Source organism: Pseudomonas taeanensis MS-3 (genome assembly GCF_000498575.2).
Classification (GTDB): Bacteria; Pseudomonadota; Gammaproteobacteria; order Pseudomonadales; family Pseudomonadaceae; genus Aquipseudomonas; species Aquipseudomonas taeanensis.
Genome location: NZ_AWSQ01000002.1, coordinates 643,262 through 662,310, shown reverse-complemented (window position 1 = coordinate 662,310; position 19,049 = coordinate 643,262). Strand labels below are relative to the sequence as shown.

At 60.0% G+C, this 19,049-nt stretch carries 18 protein-coding genes and 2 pseudogenes; 13 read left to right on the top strand and 7 right to left on the bottom strand.

Annotated elements, in window-relative coordinates:
• Positions 1-282: 282 nt before the first annotated feature.
• Positions 283-3,189 carry a ribonucleoside-diphosphate reductase subunit alpha gene (locus TMS3_RS11125; protein WP_029866295.1) on the top strand — a complete coding sequence of 969 codons (2,907 nt, stop codon included), beginning with the start codon at positions 283-285 and terminating at the stop codon, positions 3,187-3,189.
• A gap of 379 nt (positions 3,190-3,568) precedes the next feature.
• Positions 3,569-4,819 carry a ribonucleotide-diphosphate reductase subunit beta gene (locus tag TMS3_RS11120; protein ID WP_025165356.1) on the top strand — a complete coding sequence of 417 codons (1,251 nt, stop codon included), beginning with the start codon at positions 3,569-3,571 and terminating at the stop codon, positions 4,817-4,819.
• Between the two features lie 232 nt (positions 4,820-5,051).
• Here the strand turns inward: TMS3_RS11120 and TMS3_RS24625 are convergent, their stop codons facing one another.
• Positions 5,052-5,330 (bottom strand): CREC-EF hand family protein, encoded by a 279-nt coding sequence (locus TMS3_RS24625; protein WP_083491741.1) that lies wholly within the window; start codon positions 5,328-5,330, stop codon positions 5,052-5,054.
• A 935-nt stretch (positions 5,331-6,265) separates the two neighbouring features.
• On the opposite strand from TMS3_RS24625, the gene TMS3_RS11115 reads away from it, so the two are divergent.
• The 3 genes and pseudogenes from TMS3_RS11115 (at position 6,266) to TMS3_RS11105 (ending at position 8,463) form a co-directional block, all read left to right on the top strand.
• Positions 6,266-6,514, top strand: coding sequence for a hypothetical protein (locus tag TMS3_RS11115; protein WP_025165355.1), 249 nt, complete (start codon positions 6,266-6,268; stop codon positions 6,512-6,514).
• A gap of 701 nt (positions 6,515-7,215) precedes the next feature.
• A pseudogene (locus TMS3_RS11110) lies at positions 7,216-7,751 on the top strand (REP-associated tyrosine transposase).
• A 400-nt stretch (positions 7,752-8,151) separates the two neighbouring features.
• Positions 8,152-8,463 (top strand): hypothetical protein, encoded by a 312-nt coding sequence (locus tag TMS3_RS11105; RefSeq protein ID WP_160321032.1) that lies wholly within the window; start codon positions 8,152-8,154, stop codon positions 8,461-8,463.
• A 172-nt stretch (positions 8,464-8,635) separates the two neighbouring features.
• On the opposite strand, the gene TMS3_RS11100 is transcribed toward TMS3_RS11105, so the two are convergent.
• Positions 8,636-9,055 (bottom strand): group II truncated hemoglobin, encoded by a 420-nt coding sequence (locus tag TMS3_RS11100; protein WP_025165353.1) that lies wholly within the window; start codon positions 9,053-9,055, stop codon positions 8,636-8,638.
• Between the two features lie 337 nt (positions 9,056-9,392).
• Between TMS3_RS11100 and TMS3_RS11095 the strand changes: the two are divergent.
• Positions 9,393-9,674, top strand: a pseudogene (locus TMS3_RS11095) (phage infection protein); the annotation flags it as partial.
• Between the two features lie 290 nt (positions 9,675-9,964).
• Here TMS3_RS11095 and TMS3_RS11090 read toward each other — a convergent pair.
• Positions 9,965-10,816 carry a CAP domain-containing protein gene (locus tag TMS3_RS11090; RefSeq protein ID WP_025165351.1) on the bottom strand — a complete coding sequence of 284 codons (852 nt, stop codon included), beginning with the start codon at positions 10,814-10,816 and terminating at the stop codon, positions 9,965-9,967.
• 211 nt (positions 10,817-11,027) lie between these two features.
• Positions 11,028-12,068, bottom strand: coding sequence for a sterol desaturase family protein (locus TMS3_RS11085; RefSeq protein WP_025165350.1), 1,041 nt, complete (start codon positions 12,066-12,068; stop codon positions 11,028-11,030).
• A 311-nt stretch (positions 12,069-12,379) separates the two neighbouring features.
• Between TMS3_RS11085 and TMS3_RS11080 the strand changes: the two genes are divergently transcribed.
• On the top strand, positions 12,380-12,679 hold the full coding sequence (locus TMS3_RS11080) for a hypothetical protein (protein ID WP_025165349.1): 300 nt from the start codon (positions 12,380-12,382) through the stop codon (positions 12,677-12,679).
• A gap of 164 nt (positions 12,680-12,843) precedes the next feature.
• Positions 12,844-13,338, top strand: coding sequence for a PaaI family thioesterase (locus TMS3_RS11075; protein ID WP_025165348.1), 495 nt, complete (start codon positions 12,844-12,846; stop codon positions 13,336-13,338).
• A 46-nt stretch (positions 13,339-13,384) separates the two neighbouring features.
• Here the strand turns inward: TMS3_RS11075 and TMS3_RS11070 are convergent, their stop codons facing one another.
• On the bottom strand, positions 13,385-14,056 hold the full coding sequence (locus tag TMS3_RS11070; protein ID WP_025165347.1) for a DJ-1/PfpI family protein: 672 nt from the start codon (positions 14,054-14,056) through the stop codon (positions 13,385-13,387).
• Positions 14,057-14,181: 125 nt separating this feature from the next.
• Here TMS3_RS11070 and TMS3_RS11065 point away from each other — a divergent pair, with 125 nt between their 5' ends.
• Positions 14,182-15,165 (top strand): GlxA family transcriptional regulator, encoded by a 984-nt coding sequence (locus tag TMS3_RS11065; protein ID WP_025165346.1) that lies wholly within the window; start codon positions 14,182-14,184, stop codon positions 15,163-15,165.
• Between the two features lie 93 nt (positions 15,166-15,258).
• Here the strand turns inward: TMS3_RS11065 and TMS3_RS11060 are convergent, their stop codons facing one another.
• Positions 15,259-15,600: a hypothetical protein gene (locus tag TMS3_RS11060; RefSeq protein WP_025165345.1), complete on the bottom strand. Its 342-nt coding sequence runs from the start codon at positions 15,598-15,600 to the stop codon at positions 15,259-15,261.
• A 287-nt stretch (positions 15,601-15,887) separates the two neighbouring features.
• Here TMS3_RS11060 and TMS3_RS11055 point away from each other — a divergent pair, with 287 nt between their 5' ends.
• On the top strand, positions 15,888-16,169 hold the full coding sequence (locus TMS3_RS11055; protein ID WP_025165344.1) for a peptidylprolyl isomerase: 282 nt from the start codon (positions 15,888-15,890) through the stop codon (positions 16,167-16,169).
• A gap of 404 nt (positions 16,170-16,573) precedes the next feature.
• The gene (locus TMS3_RS11050) at positions 16,574-16,873 is read left to right on the top strand and encodes a DUF3303 domain-containing protein (protein WP_025165343.1); all 300 of its coding nucleotides are present in this window, start codon (positions 16,574-16,576) and stop codon (positions 16,871-16,873) included.
• A 95-nt stretch (positions 16,874-16,968) separates the two neighbouring features.
• Here the strand turns inward: TMS3_RS11050 and TMS3_RS11045 are convergent, their stop codons facing one another.
• Positions 16,969-17,400, bottom strand: coding sequence for a universal stress protein (locus tag TMS3_RS11045; protein ID WP_025165342.1), 432 nt, complete (start codon positions 17,398-17,400; stop codon positions 16,969-16,971).
• Between the two features lie 206 nt (positions 17,401-17,606).
• Between TMS3_RS11045 and TMS3_RS11040 the strand changes: the two genes are divergently transcribed.
• Positions 17,607-17,882 carry a hypothetical protein gene (locus tag TMS3_RS11040; RefSeq protein WP_025165341.1) on the top strand — a complete coding sequence of 92 codons (276 nt, stop codon included), beginning with the start codon at positions 17,607-17,609 and terminating at the stop codon, positions 17,880-17,882.
• A gap of 90 nt (positions 17,883-17,972) precedes the next feature.
• A complete protein-coding gene (locus TMS3_RS11035) occupies positions 17,973-19,043 on the top strand; it encodes a GGDEF domain-containing protein (RefSeq protein WP_025165340.1) in 1,071 nt (356 codons plus the stop codon).
• Positions 19,044-19,049 lie beyond the last annotated feature (6 nt).

Below are 19,049 nucleotides of genomic sequence, written 5' to 3'. Positions count from 1 at the left end.
TGTTCCAGCTGCGCGAATAGCCGGCTGGAATACTGATCACGGTGTAACGCCCATGCGCGCACACCACAACATCTAGTGATGCCAGTGCGGCACCGGCACAAGATTTCAAAGCAAGGAAAGGGCTTCAATACGCTGGCCCTTTCCAACTAGTTCTTGCAAGCCACCATGCGCCCGGCACTCTTGCCGTGCGTGTGGCGTTAGTAAAATGGAATGAACAGTGGGTAGCCGCAGCGCTCTACTGCATAGCGCCCACTCAACAAATGACCGAACACGGAGACATTCATGCATACAGACACTACTCGCGAGCAGGCGCAGACCAATACGCCGCTGGCCGCCGATGGTAACCAGGACCTCGCCGCCACCGCGCCGGGTCAACTGCGCGTGATCAAGCGTAACGGCACCGTGGTGCCGTATAGCGATGACAAGATCACCGTGGCCATCACCAAGGCCTTTCTCGCAGTAGAAGGCGGCACCGCCGCCGCCTCGTCACGTATCCATGACACCGTCGCGCGCCTGACCGAGCAGGTCAGCGCCACCTTCAAGCGCCGCATGCCGTCCGGCGGCACTATCCATATCGAAGAGATCCAGGACCAGGTCGAACTGGCCCTGATGCGTGCCGGCGAGCAGAAAGTCGCCCGCGACTACGTGATCTACCGTGAATCGCGCAGCCAGGCGCGCAAGAGCGACACCAGCGAGATTGCCCAGCCGCACCCAAGCATCCGCGTCACCCACCTCGACGGCAGCGTCGCACCGCTGGACATGGGCCGCCTGGACACCATCATCCGCGAAGCCTGCGAAGGCCTGGCCGAAGTCGACGGCGCGCTGATCCAGAAAGAAACCCTGAAAAACCTCTACGACGGTGTGGCGCAGAGCGACGTCAGCACCGCCCTGGTGATGACCGCACGGACCCTGGTCGAGCGTGAGCCGAACTACAGCTACGTCACCGCCCGCCTGCTGATGGACAACATCCGCGCCGAAGCGCTGAACTTCCTCGACGTCGCGGTCAGCGCCACCCATCACGAAATGGTCGACCTCTACGCCAAGGCCCTGCCGGCCTACATCGCCAAAGGCATCGAGCTGGAGCTGCTCAACCCGGTGCTGAGCACCTTCGACCTGGAAAAACTCGGCCAGGCGATCAACCACGAGCGCGATCAGCAGTTCACCTACCTGGGCCTGCAGACCCTGTACGACCGCTACTTCATCCACAAGGACGGCACTCGCATCGAACTGCCGCAGGTGTTCTTCATGCGCGTGGCCATGGGCCTGGCGATCGAAGAAGAGCACAAAGAAGAGCGCGCCATCGAGTTCTACAACCTGCTGTCCTCGTTCGACTACATGAGCTCGACGCCGACCCTGTTCAACGCCGGCACCCTGCGTCCGCAGCTGTCCTCGTGCTACCTGACCACCGTGCCGGACGACCTGTCGGGCATCTATCACGCCATCCACGACAACGCCATGCTCTCCAAGTTTGCCGGCGGTCTGGGTAACGACTGGACCCCGGTACGCGCCCTCGGCGCCTACATCAAGGGCACCAACGGCAAATCCCAGGGCGTGGTGCCGTTCCTCAAGGTGGTCAACGACACCGCGGTCGCGGTCAACCAGGGCGGCAAGCGCAAGGGCGCGGTCTGCGCCTACCTGGAAACCTGGCACATGGACATCGAAGAGTTCATCGAGCTGCGCAAGAACACCGGTGACGACCGTCGCCGCACCCACGACATGAACACCGCCAACTGGATTCCGGACCTGTTCATGAAGCGCGTGTTCGACGATGGCCCCTGGACCCTGTTCAGCCCAAGCGAAGTACCGGACCTGCACGACCTCACCGGCAAGGCCTTCGAGGAGCGCTACGAGTACTACGAAGCCCTGACCCAGTTCGGCAACAAGATCAAGCTGTTCAAGACCATCCAGGCCAAAGACCTGTGGCGCAAGATGCTCTCGATGCTGTTCGAAACCGGCCACCCGTGGCTGACCTTCAAGGACCCGTGCAACCTGCGCAGCCCGCAGCAGCACGTCGGCGTGGTACACAGCTCGAACCTGTGCACCGAGATCACCTTGAACACCAACAAGGACGAGATCGCCGTCTGCAACCTGGGTTCGGTCAACCTGCCGAACCACATCGTCGACGGCAAGCTGGACACCGCCAAGCTGGCGAAGACCGTGAAGACTGCTGTGCGCATGCTCGATAACGTCATCGACATCAACTACTACTCGGTGCCGCAGGCGAAGAACTCCAACTTCAAGCACCGCCCGGTGGGTCTCGGCATCATGGGCTTCCAGGACGCCCTGTACCTGCAGCACATCCCGTACGGCTCCGACGCGGCGGTCGATTTCGCCGACAAGTCGATGGAAGCGGTCAGCTACTACGCCATCCAGGCCTCCTGTGACCTGGCCGACGAGCGCGGCAGCTACGAGACCTTCGACGGTTCGCTGTGGTCCAAAGGCATCCTGCCGCTGGACTCCCAGCAGATTCTGATCGAGCAGCGCGGGCAGAAGTACATCGACGTCGACCTCAACGAATCCCTCGACTGGGCGCCGCTGCGGGCCCGTGTACAGAAAGGCATTCGCAACTCGAACATCATGGCCATCGCCCCGACCGCGACCATCGCCAACATCACCGGCGTGTCGCAGTCGATCGAACCGACCTACCAGAACCTCTACGTGAAATCGAACCTGTCGGGCGAATTCACCGTGATCAACCCCTACCTGGTGCGCGACCTCAAGGCCCGCGGGCTGTGGGACTCGGTGATGATCAACGACCTCAAGTACTACGACGGTTCCGTGCAGCAGATCGAGCGCATCCCGCAGGAGTTGAAAGACCTCTACGCCACCGCGTTCGAAGTGGACACCAAGTGGATCGTCGACTCCGCCAGCCGCCGCCAGAAGTGGATCGACCAGGCGCAGTCGCTGAACCTGTACATCGCCGGTGCCTCGGGCAAGAAGCTCGACGTGACCTACCGCATGGCCTGGTACCGTGGCCTGAAAACCACCTACTACCTCCGTGCCCTGGCCGCGACCAGCACCGAGAAGTCCACCGTCAACACCGGCAAGCTGAATGCCGTGTCCAACGGCGGTGGCGACGGCCTCAGCGCCGCGCCGGCCAAGGCACCAGAAGTAGAAATGTCGGCAGGCCCGGCACCGGTACCAAAAGCCTGTGCCATCGATGAGCCAGACTGCGAAGCCTGCCAATAGGTGGTAGGTGACGCGCGGATCTGAGCGGCGCCCGCGTTGTTGCCGCACGGTCTGACCCCGGTCATGTACAGCCGTACACTCCCGGGGCCAGGCCGCACAGCGCCTAGCGCTCACTCGCTCAGCTACGCGCTCGGATGGCGGGTACAGAACTAAAGCAACACCACGATCAGTCCCCTCGCCCCTCCGGGGAGAGGGCTAGGGTGAGGGGAAGAGGCCTAACGCAACTCCCAAACGCCCCACTTTAAGAAGGAAGGCAACAGCCCTCCTCCATACGACCGATAGTCGCCGGGCGCTTTCTCTACGCCGCACATCGGACTAAAGTTAACTGTATATCCATACAGGCCGGTTATTTCGCCGGCCCTCGAGCAGGAGCCAAGCCATGCTGAGCTGGGATGAATTCGACAAGGAAGACGGCGCCGACGCAGCCGTTGCCAGCAACACCGCCGCGCAAGCGACCGAAGTGAACATCGACAAGCTCGACCAGGTCGGCGGTGCCGCCGCGGTCGAAGCCCGCGCCATTGCCGCCGACGACAGCGCAGCCGTGGCCCGCGCCAAGGCTGCCCTCGATCAGCTCGACATCGCCGAAGGCCTGGCCGAACTGGAAGGCGCCTCCGCGCGTGTCGCGGTCGATGAAAAGCGCATGATCAACTGCCGCGCCGACCTCAACCAACTGGTGCCCTTCAAGTACGACTGGGCCTGGCAGAAGTATCTGGATGGTTGCGCCAACCACTGGATGCCGCAAGAAGTGAACATGAACGCCGACATCGCGTTGTGGAAAGGCACCGACGGCCTGACCGACGACGAGCGCCGCATCGTCATGCGCAACCTCGGCTTCTTCTCCACCGCCGACTCGCTGGTTGCCAACAACCTGGTGCTGGCCGTGTACCGCCTGATCACCAACCCCGAGTGCCGCCAGTACATCCTGCGCCAGGCCTTCGAAGAGGCGATCCACACCCACGCCTACCAGTACTGCATCGAATCGCTGGGCATGGATGAAGGCGCGATCTTCAACATGTACCACGAGATTCCTTCGGTCGCGAAGAAAGCCGCCTGGGGCCTCAAGTACACCCGCTCGATCTCCGATCCGAAGTTCGAAACCGGCACCGTCGAGACCGACAAAGAACTGCTGCGCAACCTGATCGCCTACTACTGCGTGCTGGAAGGCATCTTCTTCTATTGCGGCTTCACCCAGATCCTCTCCATGGGCCGCCGTAACAAGATGACCGGCGTCGCCGAGCAGTTCCAATACATCCTGCGCGACGAATCCATGCACCTGAACTTCGGCATCGACGTGATCAACCAGATCAAGATCGAAAACCCGCACCTGTGGGATGCCGCGATGAAGGACGAAGCCACCCAGATGATCCTGGAAGGCACCCAACTGGAAATCGAATACGCCCGCGACACCATGCCACGCGGCGTACTGGGCATGAACGCCGCGATGATGGAGGACTACCTCAAGTTCATCGCCAACCGTCGTCTGACCCAGATCGGTTTGAAGGAAGAGTACCCGGGCACCACCAACCCGTTCCCATGGATGTCGGAAATCATGGACCTGAAGAAAGAGAAGAACTTCTTCGAGACGCGAGTTATTGAGTATCAGACCGGTGGGGCGTTGAGCTGGGATTGATTCGGCTTACCGCTCAAAATCGCTAGACCGCGAAAGTTTCTCACTTAATGTGAAACGGACGCACAAAAAAGGGCTGCCAAATGGCAGCCCTTTTTATTCCTAATGAGTTGATATCAACTCATTAGGAAACAACGATCAAAAACACATGGCGACTTCAGCCCTTTCCTGGCAGGAGCGACATAATTTACTTATGGATCAATGCCCCAACCTGTAATTGAGGCACTTGCCGCACCTATGGACGACCCTTGGGCCTAGGCATGTTTTGCAACTCTGAAAGCGAGAGAAACCCGTCTTTATTTGCATCTACTTTGCCAAAGTGGTCAGCCAGCGGACCTTTAACTTCCTCCCGGGATAAAACGCCGTCATTGTCGCTATCCAACTCTTTGAGCAACCTTTCCGGGCTGGGAAGATGACCGCCCTTTGAGCCATGCCTATCTGAACCATCAGCCGAGCAGCCCATCAACAACGCTGCAGCGCTTAATACAACAATAGGCACAAATAGCTTTTTCATAAAACCCTAACCGAACGTGATTAACAGAAATCATATTGTGCCAATGCCCATCGTCGCATGCCGTCAGCGACTGGTAAGCACGGGTAAATAAAATGTAAGTTTTTCAGATCGTTCCCACGCTTCGCGAGGGAATGCAGCCTTCGACGCTCCAGCGTCCACCTACCTGCAACTCATGTGGCGACGCAGAGCACTGCGGGCTAGGCTCCTAGGCGAAGCGCGGGAGCCAAGCAGATAGAGAAACCGCCCTACCCCATTCACAGCCAGCCGATTCAAGGAAGAATACATCGAGACATGCCTTTAGATGGAGCACCTAAAAGTGGACGGTCTCTAAAAGAGCGGGAAGCTGACTATTTCGCCGCATGCTTCCTGATACCAGTTCGACCTCTAACGCAAGCTTTTGCGGCACAATTCGGGTTCAAAGGCCCTTTCCCGTTCAACGATGTCACTTGTTTCCACCTGAGTCCGGCCGACCCACAAGCTCTTCTAGATGCAGAAGAAGATTCTCTAGATCGAGAAATCTCACTTGCCCGCTGCGCACGCTTCAACAATCGGAACCTAATTCCTCTGGCGATGCAATTTGGCGTATCAAACGCTGCTATGGCCATCAGAATCAAAGAACTCAAGCTAGTACAGTGGCCCTAACTCGTAGATTGGGTTAAGCGCAACGACACCATATGGGAAATTGATCGTTCCCACGCAGAGCGTGGGAATGCAGCCCAAGGTTGGGCACAGCGATACTCATCAGAAAAAGCATCGGATCGTAGGACTGGTGAAACCCGCCAAATATGCGTCATGGCCCCCTTATCTATGGTTGACTGCCGTTATGCTCCGGGCAATACAGGAACTAGTTCACACGCCCAGCAGAGCTACCAGTTTAGAATCACCGTGCGCTAAACACGCCTCCTCGCCCTCCCACTTCTGCCGAGAGTAGTGATATGGATATCAATCGTTTTGAAAAAATCAGAATTTTATATGAGAAAGTGCCAGTGTATAGAAAACGCTGGTTCGTACTTCTCACACTACTAATATTTCTTCCAGCAACAATTCTTATTGCACTTACCGGCGACATATACGCCAAGAAAGGCGGGAGCGTTTACAAGTTCAAGAATAACGCCATTAATCAACTACTAATTATGGCTGCAACATTTATGGCGGCGGGCCTATTTCTGGCTGCTAATCGATAAATACCTAATCTCTCCAAAAAAAAGCGCGCCCGGCATCCGGGTTTCGTTGCTCTCAACTTCCCTTACTCCCTCGCTGTTCCGAGGGTTGATCGAGGTCGGCGGTGAGATTCAGGATGCGTGACGCGGAGCGTCACTGGCTGCGTTCCCACGCAGAGCGTGGGAACGATCAAACGGAAGTTGTTCGTCTGCTTTGGATTACCGACCAACCAATCTCACAGGCGCCGCCAACCGCCCCATCAGAAGGCCGAGAGGAATCGTTGTGGAAGGGGTTGAGCGGCATGGATGCCGCGAGAGCCGCGATGGGCCAGGGATGGCCCTTCGCGGCGGGCCCTTGGAGCAATGATGGCGCGAGGGTACCCGCCGCAGGCGGGCCGGATGCAAGGGGCCAGACTTTTTGGTTACTGTTGGGGCGCTTGCCAAAAGTGACCCGCCGTGAGGGCGGAACCATTAAGCGAGACAACACGAAAGCGGCGGCTGTACGCCAAGATCCAGGCAATAACCGCATCAGATCGTTCCCACGTCGAGGCGTCGAGGCGTCCGCGTGGGAATGCAGCCTTCGACGCTCCAGCGTCCACCTACCCGCAACTCACGTGGCGACACAGAGCGCCGCGGACTAGGCTCCTACGCGAAACGTGGGAGCCATCGAAGATAGAGAGGCCTCCCTACTCCATCCACAACCAGCCGATTCAAGGAAGAATCCAATGGGCCGCAGCCGCTACGTCATCACCGAACCTGAAAAACCACACTTTCTCACCTGCACAGTACTGGAGTGGCTACCGCTGTTCACCCGCCCCGCTCTGGTCGAAATCCTGCTCGACTGCTGGCGCTATCAACAGGCAAACCAAGGCTTGCGCCTCTACGGCTACGTCGTACTGGAAAACCACCTGCACTTCGTCGCCCAGGCACCTGACCTGGGCAAATGCATCAGTGGATTCAAGTCATTCACGGCACGCCAGATCATTGATCACCTGCAAGTCCGAGGAGCAGAACGTTTGTTGGAACGACTGCGCTTCGCCAAACGTGCGCACAAGGGCGACCGTGTGCACCAACTCTGGCAGGAGGGTTCACATGCGGAGCTGGTTTACAGCCCAAAGGTGATGCGTGAAAGCTCGACTACATCCACCACAACCCACTCAAACGGGGCTACGTGGATCGAGCGGAGCACTGGCGTTACTCCAGTGCCAGGAACTACGCGGGGCAGGCAGGACTGATCGAGGTCGACCGCTGGGATGCGTGACGCGGAGCGTCACTGGCTGCGTTCCCACTCGGACGGTTCGACGCCTCGACGTGGGAACGATCGGAACATGGGAGCCATCGAACACCAGACTCCCCTCGCTGCGCTTCGGCCTCATGACGGGACCGCTGGACCGCGTTGTCTGGATGATTTGTGGATGGCTGAACGGAAGGTAAAAACGGAGCGTGAAGCCAAAGCATCGCGGCCAAGGCCGCTCCTACAGGGTCAGGTGGTGACCGTAGATTAGTAGGATGGGTCGAGCACGGCGATACCCATCATCCCGTCGCCTGGCCCGCCCTACTCCCCGCGTAAGCTACATTTCCTGTACGTCCTTGCCGCAATGGCATAACCCGTTCCGGCGGCAAAGGTGCCTAACCAGACTGCCATCTTCACGGGAGTGGCCATGCCAATTGATAGCTCTTTTTATCGATGGTTACGCCGTCATCCATTGCTGACTTTCTTGCTTATGACGGCGAGTTTTTTGGCTTTTGGCTACCTCACTATCGACCTGGTGCAGTTACTCAGCAGCAATGCTGCCTTTATCGTCAGGCATGGCTGGGTGGCGCTGATGAGCGGCGGCTTGCTGCAGCTTGGCGAACTGACGCTGATAGCGCTACTGGCCATGGCCTGCTACCTGCTCTTCAGGCTGTGTGAGCAAGCGCTCTTGCAACGGCTGTCGAGCAGCACTCGCACCATAGCGCGCAGGCTGGGTTGAACGTCGCGATAACCATCAAGCAGGCGATCCAACAACCGCAGGGGTAGCGCTCTGCTTAACCCATCCCACAGAGCGGCGGCTCTACTGTTAGCCATTAACCCGCAATGGCACAGACGACGCGCGCGCACCTACGTCGAAGGCCAAAGCGGACAGACCCGCCGTCAATCCCGCACTAAACACCGTGCCGATTCTGGCTGGCCTGGACAATGCGCTGGGCCGGCACCCGCAACTGAGTCAGCAGGTACTCGGCAAACTCCGGGGTGTAGCCCTGCAATTCAATCGCCTGCGCCATGCAATTCAACCAGGCATCGCTGCCGGCTTGGTCGATCGGCCACTGGGCGTGGAAGGCTGGAATCGAGATGGCGCCGTACTTCTCGTTGAACAGACGCGGGCCGCCCAGCCAACCACTGAGGAAGCAGGCCATCTTGTCTCGGGCCGCATCCAGGCTCTGCGGGTGCATGCGCCGCAACGCGGCTGCCTCTGGCAACTGGTCCATCAGGCGGTAGAAATCATCGACCAAGCGGCGCAGGCCATCGATACCCCCGGCGGCCTGATAGGAGGCGTCACCGACGCCGAAAGGCGGATTGTTCATGACAAGGTTCTCTGGGAAAACCACAGTGTACAAGGCTGCCGGGGCTGGCCTGTTAATGGCATCGGCGGATGGGTTGATCGGCGCTAAGTACAGGACGTTTCGCAATCGCCTGCACACGCTTTGCCGGGAGGGGCTTGCGCGCCGTGTCCACACCAGGAGTGACGAGAAACCGTAGCGTGACAGATCACGCTCATGCCCCCGCTCCTGCCAACAGACGTGCTGCTCGATGCGCTATTGCTGGCATCGATGTTTACCATCAGCCCAATGAAGTTCTCTTAAAAAACCTCGAGCGTACCATCTGCTCCGTACCCAACCAGCCCCCCCGGAGCACACCACCATGAAACGCCAACTCATCCTCAGCTTTGCTTTCTCTGTACTGGCCGCCAACGTTTTTGCCGCCTCCTCCGCTCAACCTGTTGTCGCTGAAGGCGGCTCGGATCGCCTGATCGAAAGCCGCATTGCCGAAGGTGGTTCGGATCGTCTGATCGATAACCGCGTCGCCGAAGGTGGTTCGGATCGTCTGATCGATAACCGCGTCGCCGAAGGTGGCTCTGATCGCCTGATCGAAAACCGCGTCGCCGAAGGTGGCTCTGATCGTCTGATCGACAACCGCGTTGCCTAAGGTAGCCCCGACTGTCTGATCGAGAACTTCGTATGACTAAATCGGAACTGCTGCCAGATAAAAAGCCGGCCCAATCAGCCGGCTTTTTTGTGCCTGCCGATTCGCACCAACAGAACAACTGAGAGCAACAGGGAACAGACCACGGCTTTTCGTTTGAGCGCAGTGGGCCGGCTTACTGCTGCATGCAAATTTCCAATCTATTTCTCCGCACTCAACTCCGCCGGCAAGTAGCCTGAATAACCGCACAGTGACAAACGCTTCGCGGTTTCCTCCCGCCGAATTAACCCTCAGGGCGCGCCGAACAGCGCCGTCCAGTAGATCCCTGCATCGCTTTTGGGATCGGTCGCATAGGCTGCGCCCAACTCGCTGAACTGTGGATTCATCAGGTTGGCGCAATGACCAGGACTGGATAGCCAGCCGTCGACCACCTTGCGCGTGGCGTCCAGTCCGGCGGCGATGTTCTCGCCGATCCGCCGCCCGCCGTAGCCGGCCAGTTCCGCGCGGTCGCCCGGAGTGCGACCATCACGGTCTTGGTGGGCGAAGAAGTTGCCGTTGGCCATGCCCCGGCTATGGGTTTCGGCTGCCGCGCCCAGTGTGGCGTTCCACACCAGTGGCGTCGCCGCGGCAAACGACTGGGCACCACACTGGCGCGCCTGTGCCCGCACGGCATTGACCTGCCCGAGCAGCTTCTGCCCTTCTGCCTGCCAGTCGCCCAGGCGCCCGCCGAGCAGCGGCCGCGCCAGTACGATGCGCCAGTCGCGCTCCAGGCGGCTCACGCCGATGTCGACGAACTGCGGGTCCAGCAACACCTGGCAGTAGCTCTCCTGCAGCACCTTCATCGCCGCTGACGCATCGCGCGGCCCGGACAGGCTGATGGCCTGCACATTGACCATGGGATAGGCGGTGCGCGCCAGTGCTTGCTGCAGGTCGCCGCCACCGCTGGCGGGCAGTACCAGGCGCGGGTCGGCCGTCAGTGGCAGCAGCTCCTCGGAGGCTTGCTCCGCGCAACGCTGCACTTGGCTGCGATAGGCATTGATCGACTCGACCAGCCGTGCCTCCTCGGCCGCGCTGGCGGCGACGGCAACTACCAGCCCCAACGAGCACGCGGCAAAACGCAGAACGGATGACCTGACATGCATGGCAACTTCCCTCGACCTGACTGCACCGATGATGAGCCAAAAGGACTGGCGTCATTTATTACCCGCACCAGCAAGGTGGCTCGAGCAACGCTACATATTCACCGTAACGGCTCTGACCTGTACAGCAAGCGTCGGATACGCCCCCCGGCGCCGACAAACTGTAGACCACCCGCGCCCACAAGCCGTCGCTCGCTACATTTACAACGGCCTGCTAAGAATAAGACGTCTCGGTAGATCCAGGCACAACGGCCTGGGCGCGCTTGGTCGGGAAAAGCTGGCGGGCGGTATCGACGAAGGGCGTGACGATCAAGCCGTAGAGCGTCATGTAGCGATGGGAATCCTGCTCGGCAGTGCCAAAGCTGATGGCTTCCGGCTTCGAGGTGGTGACGTAGAGCGTGCCGAACATCCAGTCCCACAGTGACAGGTTGGTGCCGAAGTTCCTGTGGAAGTGCCGGGGCGCATCACTGTGGTGGATCTGGTGCTGGGCCGGGCTGTTCAGCACATGCTCGAGCCACGGCCCGAACGACAGCCAGACATGGCTATGGCGCAGGTTGGCCGCCAGGGCGCTGCAGATGAACACCAGGTAGGTCACACCGAACAGGGTATATCGGCTGATTTCCCCGCCGCAGGCGTACCAGAAGACACCAGCGTAGGCGCCGAGGCAGATGGCGCTGGCCAGTTTGCCGACCAGCTTTTCGACGAAGTGCACCCGGCTCGCGGTCACCGGCACCAGCACGGGTGCCGAGTGGTGGACCTTGTGGAACGCCCACAGCCAGCGGCAATGAAAGGCCCGGTGAACCCAGTAATGGGTGAAGTCGCTGACCAGAAACACCCCCAGCCCGTATAGCAGGGAAAGTGACAGGTTCTGCCCCAGTTGCGGACGCGCGCCCCAGAGGTTGCTGAAAAAGGCCATGTAATCGGCGGCGCGCAGGATATGCGGGTCGACCAGGCCGATGATCGGCAGCACCAGCGCGACTTTGAGGATGGCCCGCACGAAGTAGTAGCGGTAATCCAGCAACGCCGAGCGATGGAAATTGACCCGGCTGCCACCGATGAACTGCCAGAACGAGCGCGCGTCGGTCAGCCCGCGCTGCCGCCTGAAGCGAAACAGGGCGTAGGCGACGGCGTAGGACACGCCGAGAAACAGCACGCCGAAACGCCCGTTCAGATCGAAAATACCGGAAAACTGCGCGATGACCGGCTCGATCGCCAGTTCGTTCAGGTGGTCATAGAAAGACGAGAGAACACCCACGGCAGGCCAGCCTCGATCAAAAGGCGCGAATTATAAATAGAATCGCAATCGTTCGCCAATGAGAACATCTGTCAGCGAACGCAATCATCATGGTCCGAAGCGAGTACCCATGACCGCAAGCGATGGACATGCGGGGGGTCAGGTACGAAGCCCGCATCTCAGCGACTAGGGCTTCGCGGCCAAGGCCGCTCCCACATTTCGGCTGGCGCCCACACTTGCATCGGCAAGCGATCAACCCGGCGGCAACGGAACCTTCGCGGAAATCCCGAGACTAATCCTCACCCTTCCTTTCCTTGCTGGAATTCCCTGCCATGCGCACTCTCGTCCGTCTGCTCCTGCTGAGCGCCGCTGCCCTGTCCTTGTCCGCCTGCTTCAACGACGCGCCACCCAACGATCAGAGCAGTCTGTGTACCTACAACACCGACCCCCAGGCGGAGCGCTGCAAGGCCGGGCAGATGGCCTGGTTCCGCCCGGATCAAGGCCAGCCCATCAGCGAGCAGATGGCCCTGAGCGTGGCTGCGGCCTATTGCGACTTCAATTATCAGGTGATGGCCAACAAAGCCGGCGTGCTCTGCGTGTTCACCGATAAACGCCTGGATGTGGTCAAGTAACGGCGACACGGGCCTGCTCACCGACCATTAGCAGCCAGGCATAACCCCGGCCCACAACAGCGGCCGGACTTGTCGACACCTGGGCAAACGCCGAGAGCCCCTGGTTCAGTTCCCCGGCGAAAGCCGCTAGGCTGGTGGGCCATTTCCCAGGACAAGGCACCAACATGCACGACGCCCCTCTTCAAGATCTGGCCGCACCTGAAGGTGTCTGTTACGGCTGCGGCGGGCGCAACCCGCACGGGTTGCACGTCAAGAGCTACTGGCATGAAGATGGCGTGCATGTCATGGCCGAGCACCTGCCCGACGCCAAGTACTGCGGCTGGCCGGACCTGGTCTACGGCGGGCTGATTGCCATGCTGGTGGACTGCCATTCAAACTGGACGGCCATGGCCTACCACTACCGCGTAGAACAGCGCGAAGCCGGCAGTCTGCCGCGCATCGACTGCGTCACCGGCAACCTCGGTATCAAGTTCATCAAGCCGACGCCTATGGGCGTGCCCCTGACCCTGCGTGCCAGGGTTGACGGCGAGGTCGGGCGCAAGACTCGGGTGATCTGCGAGGTGTTTGCCGGCGACGTGCTCACCGCCATCGGCGATTCCACCTTCGTGCGCGTCGACACCACGCAGCTGCGGGCCGCCGCCCATGGCCGCGAAGCCTGAGGTATACCCACCCGCCATAGGCGCCGGGCCCACCGCCCTGGCCCCGTCACTCCTTCGCAGCGTGGCCTTGCATGCTGTGCACGGATGTCGCAAGACGCTGCCTGACCCGTTCAACGAGCTGCGGCTCGGCTAGTTCCGGTCGCCCGCAATCGAACGGGGGTTGCGGTGCGTACTCGAGCAGCAGTTGAATCTCCTCTGCCTCTGCCTGCCCTCGCAGCGTGGCGACGACCTCCAATGCAAAGTCGATGCCGGCGGTTATACCGCCACCCGTGATGCGGTTGCGATCCCTGACCACCCGCCCTTCGTCGATGGTGGCGCCGAAAGCCGGCAGGTACTGGCGGTAGTTCCAGTGGCTGGCCGCGCGATAGCCCTTCAACAAGCCGGCTGCACCGAGCAGCAATGAACCCGAGCAGACACTGGTGATCCAGCTTGCTTGCGCGCCCTGGCGCGATAACCAGCCGAGCACCGCAGCGTCCTGCATCAAGGCGTTCTGGCCGGGACCACCGGGAATGCACAGCAGGTCGAGATCGGGGCAGGACTCGAACGTGTCGGTCGGCAGCAAGCTGATGCCGGAATCACTGGGCACCGCTTCCATGGTCTTCCAAACGAAGTGACGTTGGCTGCCACTCATATGGGCGAACACTTGAGCGGGGCCCGTGAGGTCGAGCTGTGTCAGGTTGGGGTACAGCAGAAAGCCGATCTTCAGCGGTGCAGTCATGGTTGGATCCTGGGCGAAATGTCGCGCACTGGGTTTGGCGGCCATTCTTCAATTGCCCGCGACTGGCATCAATGACAATAATCTGCCGATTTCTGCCAAACATAGACGTCATCGGAGTCCCACAGATGAAATCGGCGGACAAAAGCAAGGTTGTAGTGGTGGCCTTCCCGGGCGTGCAGATGCTCGACGTCGCAGGGCCCGCAGACGTTTTCACGCTGGCCAACAGCTTCAATGTCGAGCCGTTCTACGAGCTGGTTAGCGCGTCAACGGCAGGTGGCGCCACGGCCACACTGAATGGCATCGACATTGTCACCCGCCCCATCATTGATCTGCCGCCAGCCGGCATCGATACGCTGATCGTTGCCGGCGGCGCTGAGGATGGGTTGATGGCGGCAATCCAGGATCAGGCATTGGCCGCCTGGATTCGCTTGGTGGCGGCCACGGCACGCCGCTATGGCTCGGTTTGCTCGGGGGCCTTCGCCCTGGCGGAATGGGGGCTGCTTGACGGCAGCAAAGTCACCACCCATTGGTCCGCCGCTGCCACTCTGGATCGCCATTACCCGAACATCAGCGTGGAAGCCGATGCGATCTACGTGCAAGACGGTCGGCTATGGACCTCCGGCGGGGTGACTTCAGGTATAGACATGTGCCTGGGCATGGTGGAACACGACCTCGGGCGCTGGGTCGCCAGCCGAGTCGCAAAGCAGCTGATCCTGCCCGTACGCCGGCTGGGTAATCAGTCGCAGTTCTCCCTGGTGCTCGACGCGCAGGCCGGACGCTACGCCAGCCTGGTGGACTGGGTCCGCACACATTTGCAGACGCCGATCAGCAACGATGAGCTTGCGGCCCGCGCGGGTGAGTCGCAGCGCAGCTTCCATCGACATTTCCTGGCCGAAACAGGACAGACCCCGGCTGCCTTCGTAGAGGCTCTGCGCTTGCAAGTGGCGCGCGAGCATCTAGAGCAAGGGGCCAGTGCAAAGGCAGCTGCGCGTGCCGCAGGTTTTACCTCCGACGAACATCTCGTCCGGGTGTTCGTGCGCCGTTTTCGCATGACCCCCGCACAGTATCGGATGACCCATGGCACTGCCCGACAGGGGGAGCGGAAATAGTCGGTTCACAGCCAGTACTCCAGAGCACCATGACGCTTCCCCGGCACACGGGAAAAACCTGCCGTCTGCACAGCACAGCGCAATGCGGTGCGGCTAACCCAGCTGATCGACCATCACCGCGTTGGTGTACACCAGGCTGCCGTCGCTCGCCCGATGCCCGACCAAATGGAACTGGCCACGTTGGTCGCCTTTGCTCAGATAGACGCGCAATTGGCAATCGGATAAGGCGCCGCACTGCTCCGGTGTGACCAGTTCCAGCGTGCTCATATCGACATCGACCATCACTTCGGGCTCATGGGTTTCCTGCAGGCGCTCCTCGGCTTGTTCCAGACGCAAATGGTCGGTCTCACTGACGCGAAAGTGGATTTCTCCGATCGGAGTGGACTTCTGGTCACCGCTGGCTTTGCACCAGCCTTCGATGGTCAAGGTATTCATAGCGAGACCTCCTGAAGTGGACATCTGGGCACTGTTGCGCCCTCTTCACCCATTTTAGACAACGCACAAGGCGGCGTTAATCCATTGCCTCAAGGGCCAGGTTAGACCGCAGCGAAACCCGCCTCGGCCGAACGGGGTGAAGAGCGGTCGCTGCAGCACTGCAGGTGAGTTGACGCGCGGGCATCCATACCGAACTGGGGCCGCCCGGCCTGATCCAGCCTTGCCAGCATTTGATTAGCCCCCTGTTTGCGGTAGGCTGCGCACCTTATCTGAAAGGAGTAATCCCCATGGCCAAAGCCACTGCCCGTCACATCCTGGTTGCCAGCGAAGCCAAGTGCAACGAACTGAAAGCCTCCATCGAAGCGGGCGCCGATTTCGCCCAGGTTGCTAAAGACAACTCGACCTGCCCATCCAGCCGTCAAGGTGGCGATCTCGGCTCGTTCGGCCCCGGTCAGATGGTTAAAGAGTTCGACACCGTAGTTTTCAGCGCCCCGCTGAATGTCGTGCAAGGCCCGGTGAAAACCCAGTTTGGTTATCACCTGCTCGAAGTCACCAGCCGCCAGGACTAAGTTCGACTGTCCCTGCCAACGAACTTGATCGTGCTCAGTTAACCAGGCTCATGGGTGCAATACCCTCGCCGAGCGTGGGCACGATCAACTTCGTACAGCACAGGCATAAGCGCCGCCTGTAAGCCCCAGAAAGCCAGCAATAGCACCGTGCCTTGAAGAGTTCGCCGCGACAGAACGCCGTCTCTCTCTTGCGGTACGCCGAGTGCGCCGGACAATCAGAAGTACGAGACGTGCCGGCTCATCGGCTACGCACCTGCAGACTCACCTACCTGCCCAACAGCGATGTGCCGACAGTGCCCTTGGCTATAGTTCTAGGGTGGTGATCCGCCCACATTCCCGCACCGGACACTCGCTGCCCGATATCCTGCAAAGGGACGTTGCTGCACTCCTGTCAGGAGGCTCTTATGTTATTCGCAGTCAGCTACCAGATTCGCGCCAATGCCACGGAGGAGTCACAGAGCCGTGCACTCAGGCTGTTCGCCAACTGGACACCACCAGAGACTTATACCTTCAAGGCCCACTACGCCAATGCCGACGGCTCCGGTGGCCTGGCGCTGGTCGAAACGGACTCGGCCGCCGCGGCTCTGCAAGTGCATGGCGCCTGGACACCGTATTTTGAATTCAAGCTGGTGCCTGTCGTCGAGATGGACCAGGCCGTGCAAATTGGCTTCGCCAACGTCAAGTGGCGTGAATCTGTGAAGTGAATCGGTGAAGTAAGTGTGCATAGGGCTTTCAACCCGACTCCCGTGGCCTGCAAGCGCATGCGGACAGACCACGGCGAGCCGTTCGCCACAGGCCGTCATTTCACCAGCAGCACCGGCACAGGCACCGCATGTACGACCCGAGTGGCCACCGAGCCCAGCAACATGCCGCTGAAACTGCCCAAGCCGCGCGTGCCCATCACCACAGTGTCGCAACCGAGCTGCTTGCTAGCGATGCTCACCTGCTCAGCCACGTTGCCGAGCAGGGCATGAGTTTGCTGGGCAATGCCCGCACCCTTCAGCTGCTCGGCTGGCCATTCGAGCACTTCTCTGGCCTTGGCCAAAAGCGCTTGCTGCATGTTGTCGATCATTTCATCGTTGACGTATTCGCCGTACAGCACGGCCTCGTGCTGCACATTGATCAGGTGTACATCCAGCGTCGCGCCATGCATTCGGGCGAAGTCGATCACGTACTGCACCGCCCGTTTCGAGCTATCAGAGCCATCGAATGCCAGCAGTATCTTGCGCATCACCAGTCTCCTTTGCGGCCCCTCAATAAGCATAGTTCAGCGTGCTAGCCGACTGGTGGCCGCCAGCTAGGCTCCGCCGCCCGCACACAGCCAATGGCCTGCTCGCCTGAAACCACTCGACTCGGGATCAATAGCGCTGCGTATTGATGGCAGGCAGGTATACTGCAGCCCTACTGACCCTCTTCTCGGCGCGCCGCGGACTTTCAATGACTTCCACTCTTTTGCCTGATCACACCCTTGCCGAGCAGGCTGACGAATCGCCGGCACTCGACGCCAACGCTGCAGCCGCAGAAACCCCCGCCGAGCCGGCCCCAGTGAAAAAGGCTGGCATTCCGGCGTTTACCTTCCCCTTCTCACCTGCCGCTTTCGCCCCGAGCAAAAGCGACGATCAGCCGTGGCACCAGAAGGGCAACAAATCCGCTCACGAAAAGCGAATCGGCGCAGCGCCCAACGGCACCCGTCGCTCCATGGGTAAGCGCTAAACCAGCCAAGGACCTCGTGATTTGTCGCGGAGCAGCCCATAGGATGGCCTGAGCCCAACAAGCCCATACTCATTGATGAAAAAAAATGGAATGAACACAGGGGGAGCCCCCGGCGACCATAGTGGCGCCGGCTTAGCCGATGCCAGTCAGCGCAGCCTCATGCGCCAGATATTGTGGGTGACCGGGGTGACCCTGAGCGGCTTCTCAATCCTGCAGTTCCTCTCGGGCCACCCCTGGTTTGCCACGCTGGAACTCCTGGCCAGCAGTGTGCTGCTGTGGGGGGCGTGGCGAATTATCAGGGTTGAAAATCTGACGCCTTGGATTTACCTGTATCTACTGCCTACCTTCAGCTTCCTGATATACATCATTGTCATGCCGGATGCCTCCGCTACGGCGTTTGTCTGGGTGTATACGATCCCACTGCTGTCCTACCTGCTGTTGGGCAAGGTCAGGGGATTCTTACTGACTACGCCATTCGTAGTAGTGGCAGTAACCCTTTACCTGCAGCGTTTTCAGATTCCACAGAGTGCCGCAGGGCTGATCGATCTAGGCAACGCCTTGCTATGTGGCGTGCTGGTGATGGTCTTTGTCCATCTCTACGAAAGTCGGCGGGCGGCGGCCCATACCCAGTTGAAACGTCTGGCCCAGATAGATGCCTTAACTGGAGTCGCCAACCGTGGCAGCTTCCAGAATGCGCTTGAGCGCAGTATCCAGGACGCGCAACGCAGAGAGTCTCGACTGGTACTGGTGATCCTGGATGTCGATCACTTCAAGGAGGTCAATGATCGCTGGGGGCATGACGCCGGGGATATGGCCTTGCGTCATATTTGCGACTGCCTGCAACAGCGCCTGCGGGTAACCGACAGTCTAGGGCGACTGGGCGGGGAGGAGTTCGGTTTGCTCTTGCGCGACATTAGCCGCGCCGAGGCAGAACCACTGGTGCAGTCACTGCGTGAGAAAATCGCCAGCAGCAAAATGCAATATGGCCATCAGCTCATCCCGCTCTCGGCGACCTTCGGTTTGGCCGAGTGGCCGACGGACAGCCTCGCTGCAGATGAGTTATACCGCTGTGCCGACAAACGCCTGTATCAGGGCAAACAGCTGGGTCGCAATCGAGTGATAGTCCACGATGACCTCTATGCAGACTTAGCTCCGGACTGAAAGCGC

Excerpts from the sequence above, each read along its gene's own strand:
- TMS3_RS11125 (WP_029866295.1), top strand. The coding sequence starts at position 283 with ATGCATACAGACACTACTCGCGAGCAGGCGCAGACCAATACGCCGCTG.
- TMS3_RS11120 (WP_025165356.1), top strand. The coding sequence starts at position 3,569 with ATGCTGAGCTGGGATGAATTCGACAAGGAAGACGGCGCCGACGCAGCC.
- TMS3_RS24625 (WP_083491741.1), bottom strand. The coding sequence starts at position 5,330 with ATGAAAAAGCTATTTGTGCCTATTGTTGTATTAAGCGCTGCAGCGTTG.
- TMS3_RS11115 (WP_025165355.1), top strand. The coding sequence starts at position 6,266 with ATGGATATCAATCGTTTTGAAAAAATCAGAATTTTATATGAGAAAGTG.
- TMS3_RS11105 (WP_160321032.1), top strand. The coding sequence starts at position 8,152 with ATGCCAATTGATAGCTCTTTTTATCGATGGTTACGCCGTCATCCATTG.
- TMS3_RS11100 (WP_025165353.1), bottom strand. The coding sequence starts at position 9,055 with ATGAACAATCCGCCTTTCGGCGTCGGTGACGCCTCCTATCAGGCCGCC.
- TMS3_RS11090 (WP_025165351.1), bottom strand. The coding sequence starts at position 10,816 with ATGCATGTCAGGTCATCCGTTCTGCGTTTTGCCGCGTGCTCGTTGGGG.
- TMS3_RS11080 (WP_025165349.1), top strand. The coding sequence starts at position 12,380 with ATGCGCACTCTCGTCCGTCTGCTCCTGCTGAGCGCCGCTGCCCTGTCC.
- TMS3_RS11075 (WP_025165348.1), top strand. The coding sequence starts at position 12,844 with ATGCACGACGCCCCTCTTCAAGATCTGGCCGCACCTGAAGGTGTCTGT.
- TMS3_RS11070 (WP_025165347.1), bottom strand. The coding sequence starts at position 14,056 with ATGACTGCACCGCTGAAGATCGGCTTTCTGCTGTACCCCAACCTGACA.
- TMS3_RS11065 (WP_025165346.1), top strand. The coding sequence starts at position 14,182 with ATGAAATCGGCGGACAAAAGCAAGGTTGTAGTGGTGGCCTTCCCGGGC.
- TMS3_RS11060 (WP_025165345.1), bottom strand. The coding sequence starts at position 15,600 with ATGAATACCTTGACCATCGAAGGCTGGTGCAAAGCCAGCGGTGACCAG.
- TMS3_RS11055 (WP_025165344.1), top strand. The coding sequence starts at position 15,888 with ATGGCCAAAGCCACTGCCCGTCACATCCTGGTTGCCAGCGAAGCCAAG.
- TMS3_RS11050 (WP_025165343.1), top strand. The coding sequence starts at position 16,574 with ATGTTATTCGCAGTCAGCTACCAGATTCGCGCCAATGCCACGGAGGAG.
- TMS3_RS11045 (WP_025165342.1), bottom strand. The coding sequence starts at position 17,400 with ATGCGCAAGATACTGCTGGCATTCGATGGCTCTGATAGCTCGAAACGG.
- TMS3_RS11040 (WP_025165341.1), top strand. The coding sequence starts at position 17,607 with ATGACTTCCACTCTTTTGCCTGATCACACCCTTGCCGAGCAGGCTGAC.
- TMS3_RS11035 (WP_025165340.1), top strand. The coding sequence starts at position 17,973 with ATGAACACAGGGGGAGCCCCCGGCGACCATAGTGGCGCCGGCTTAGCC.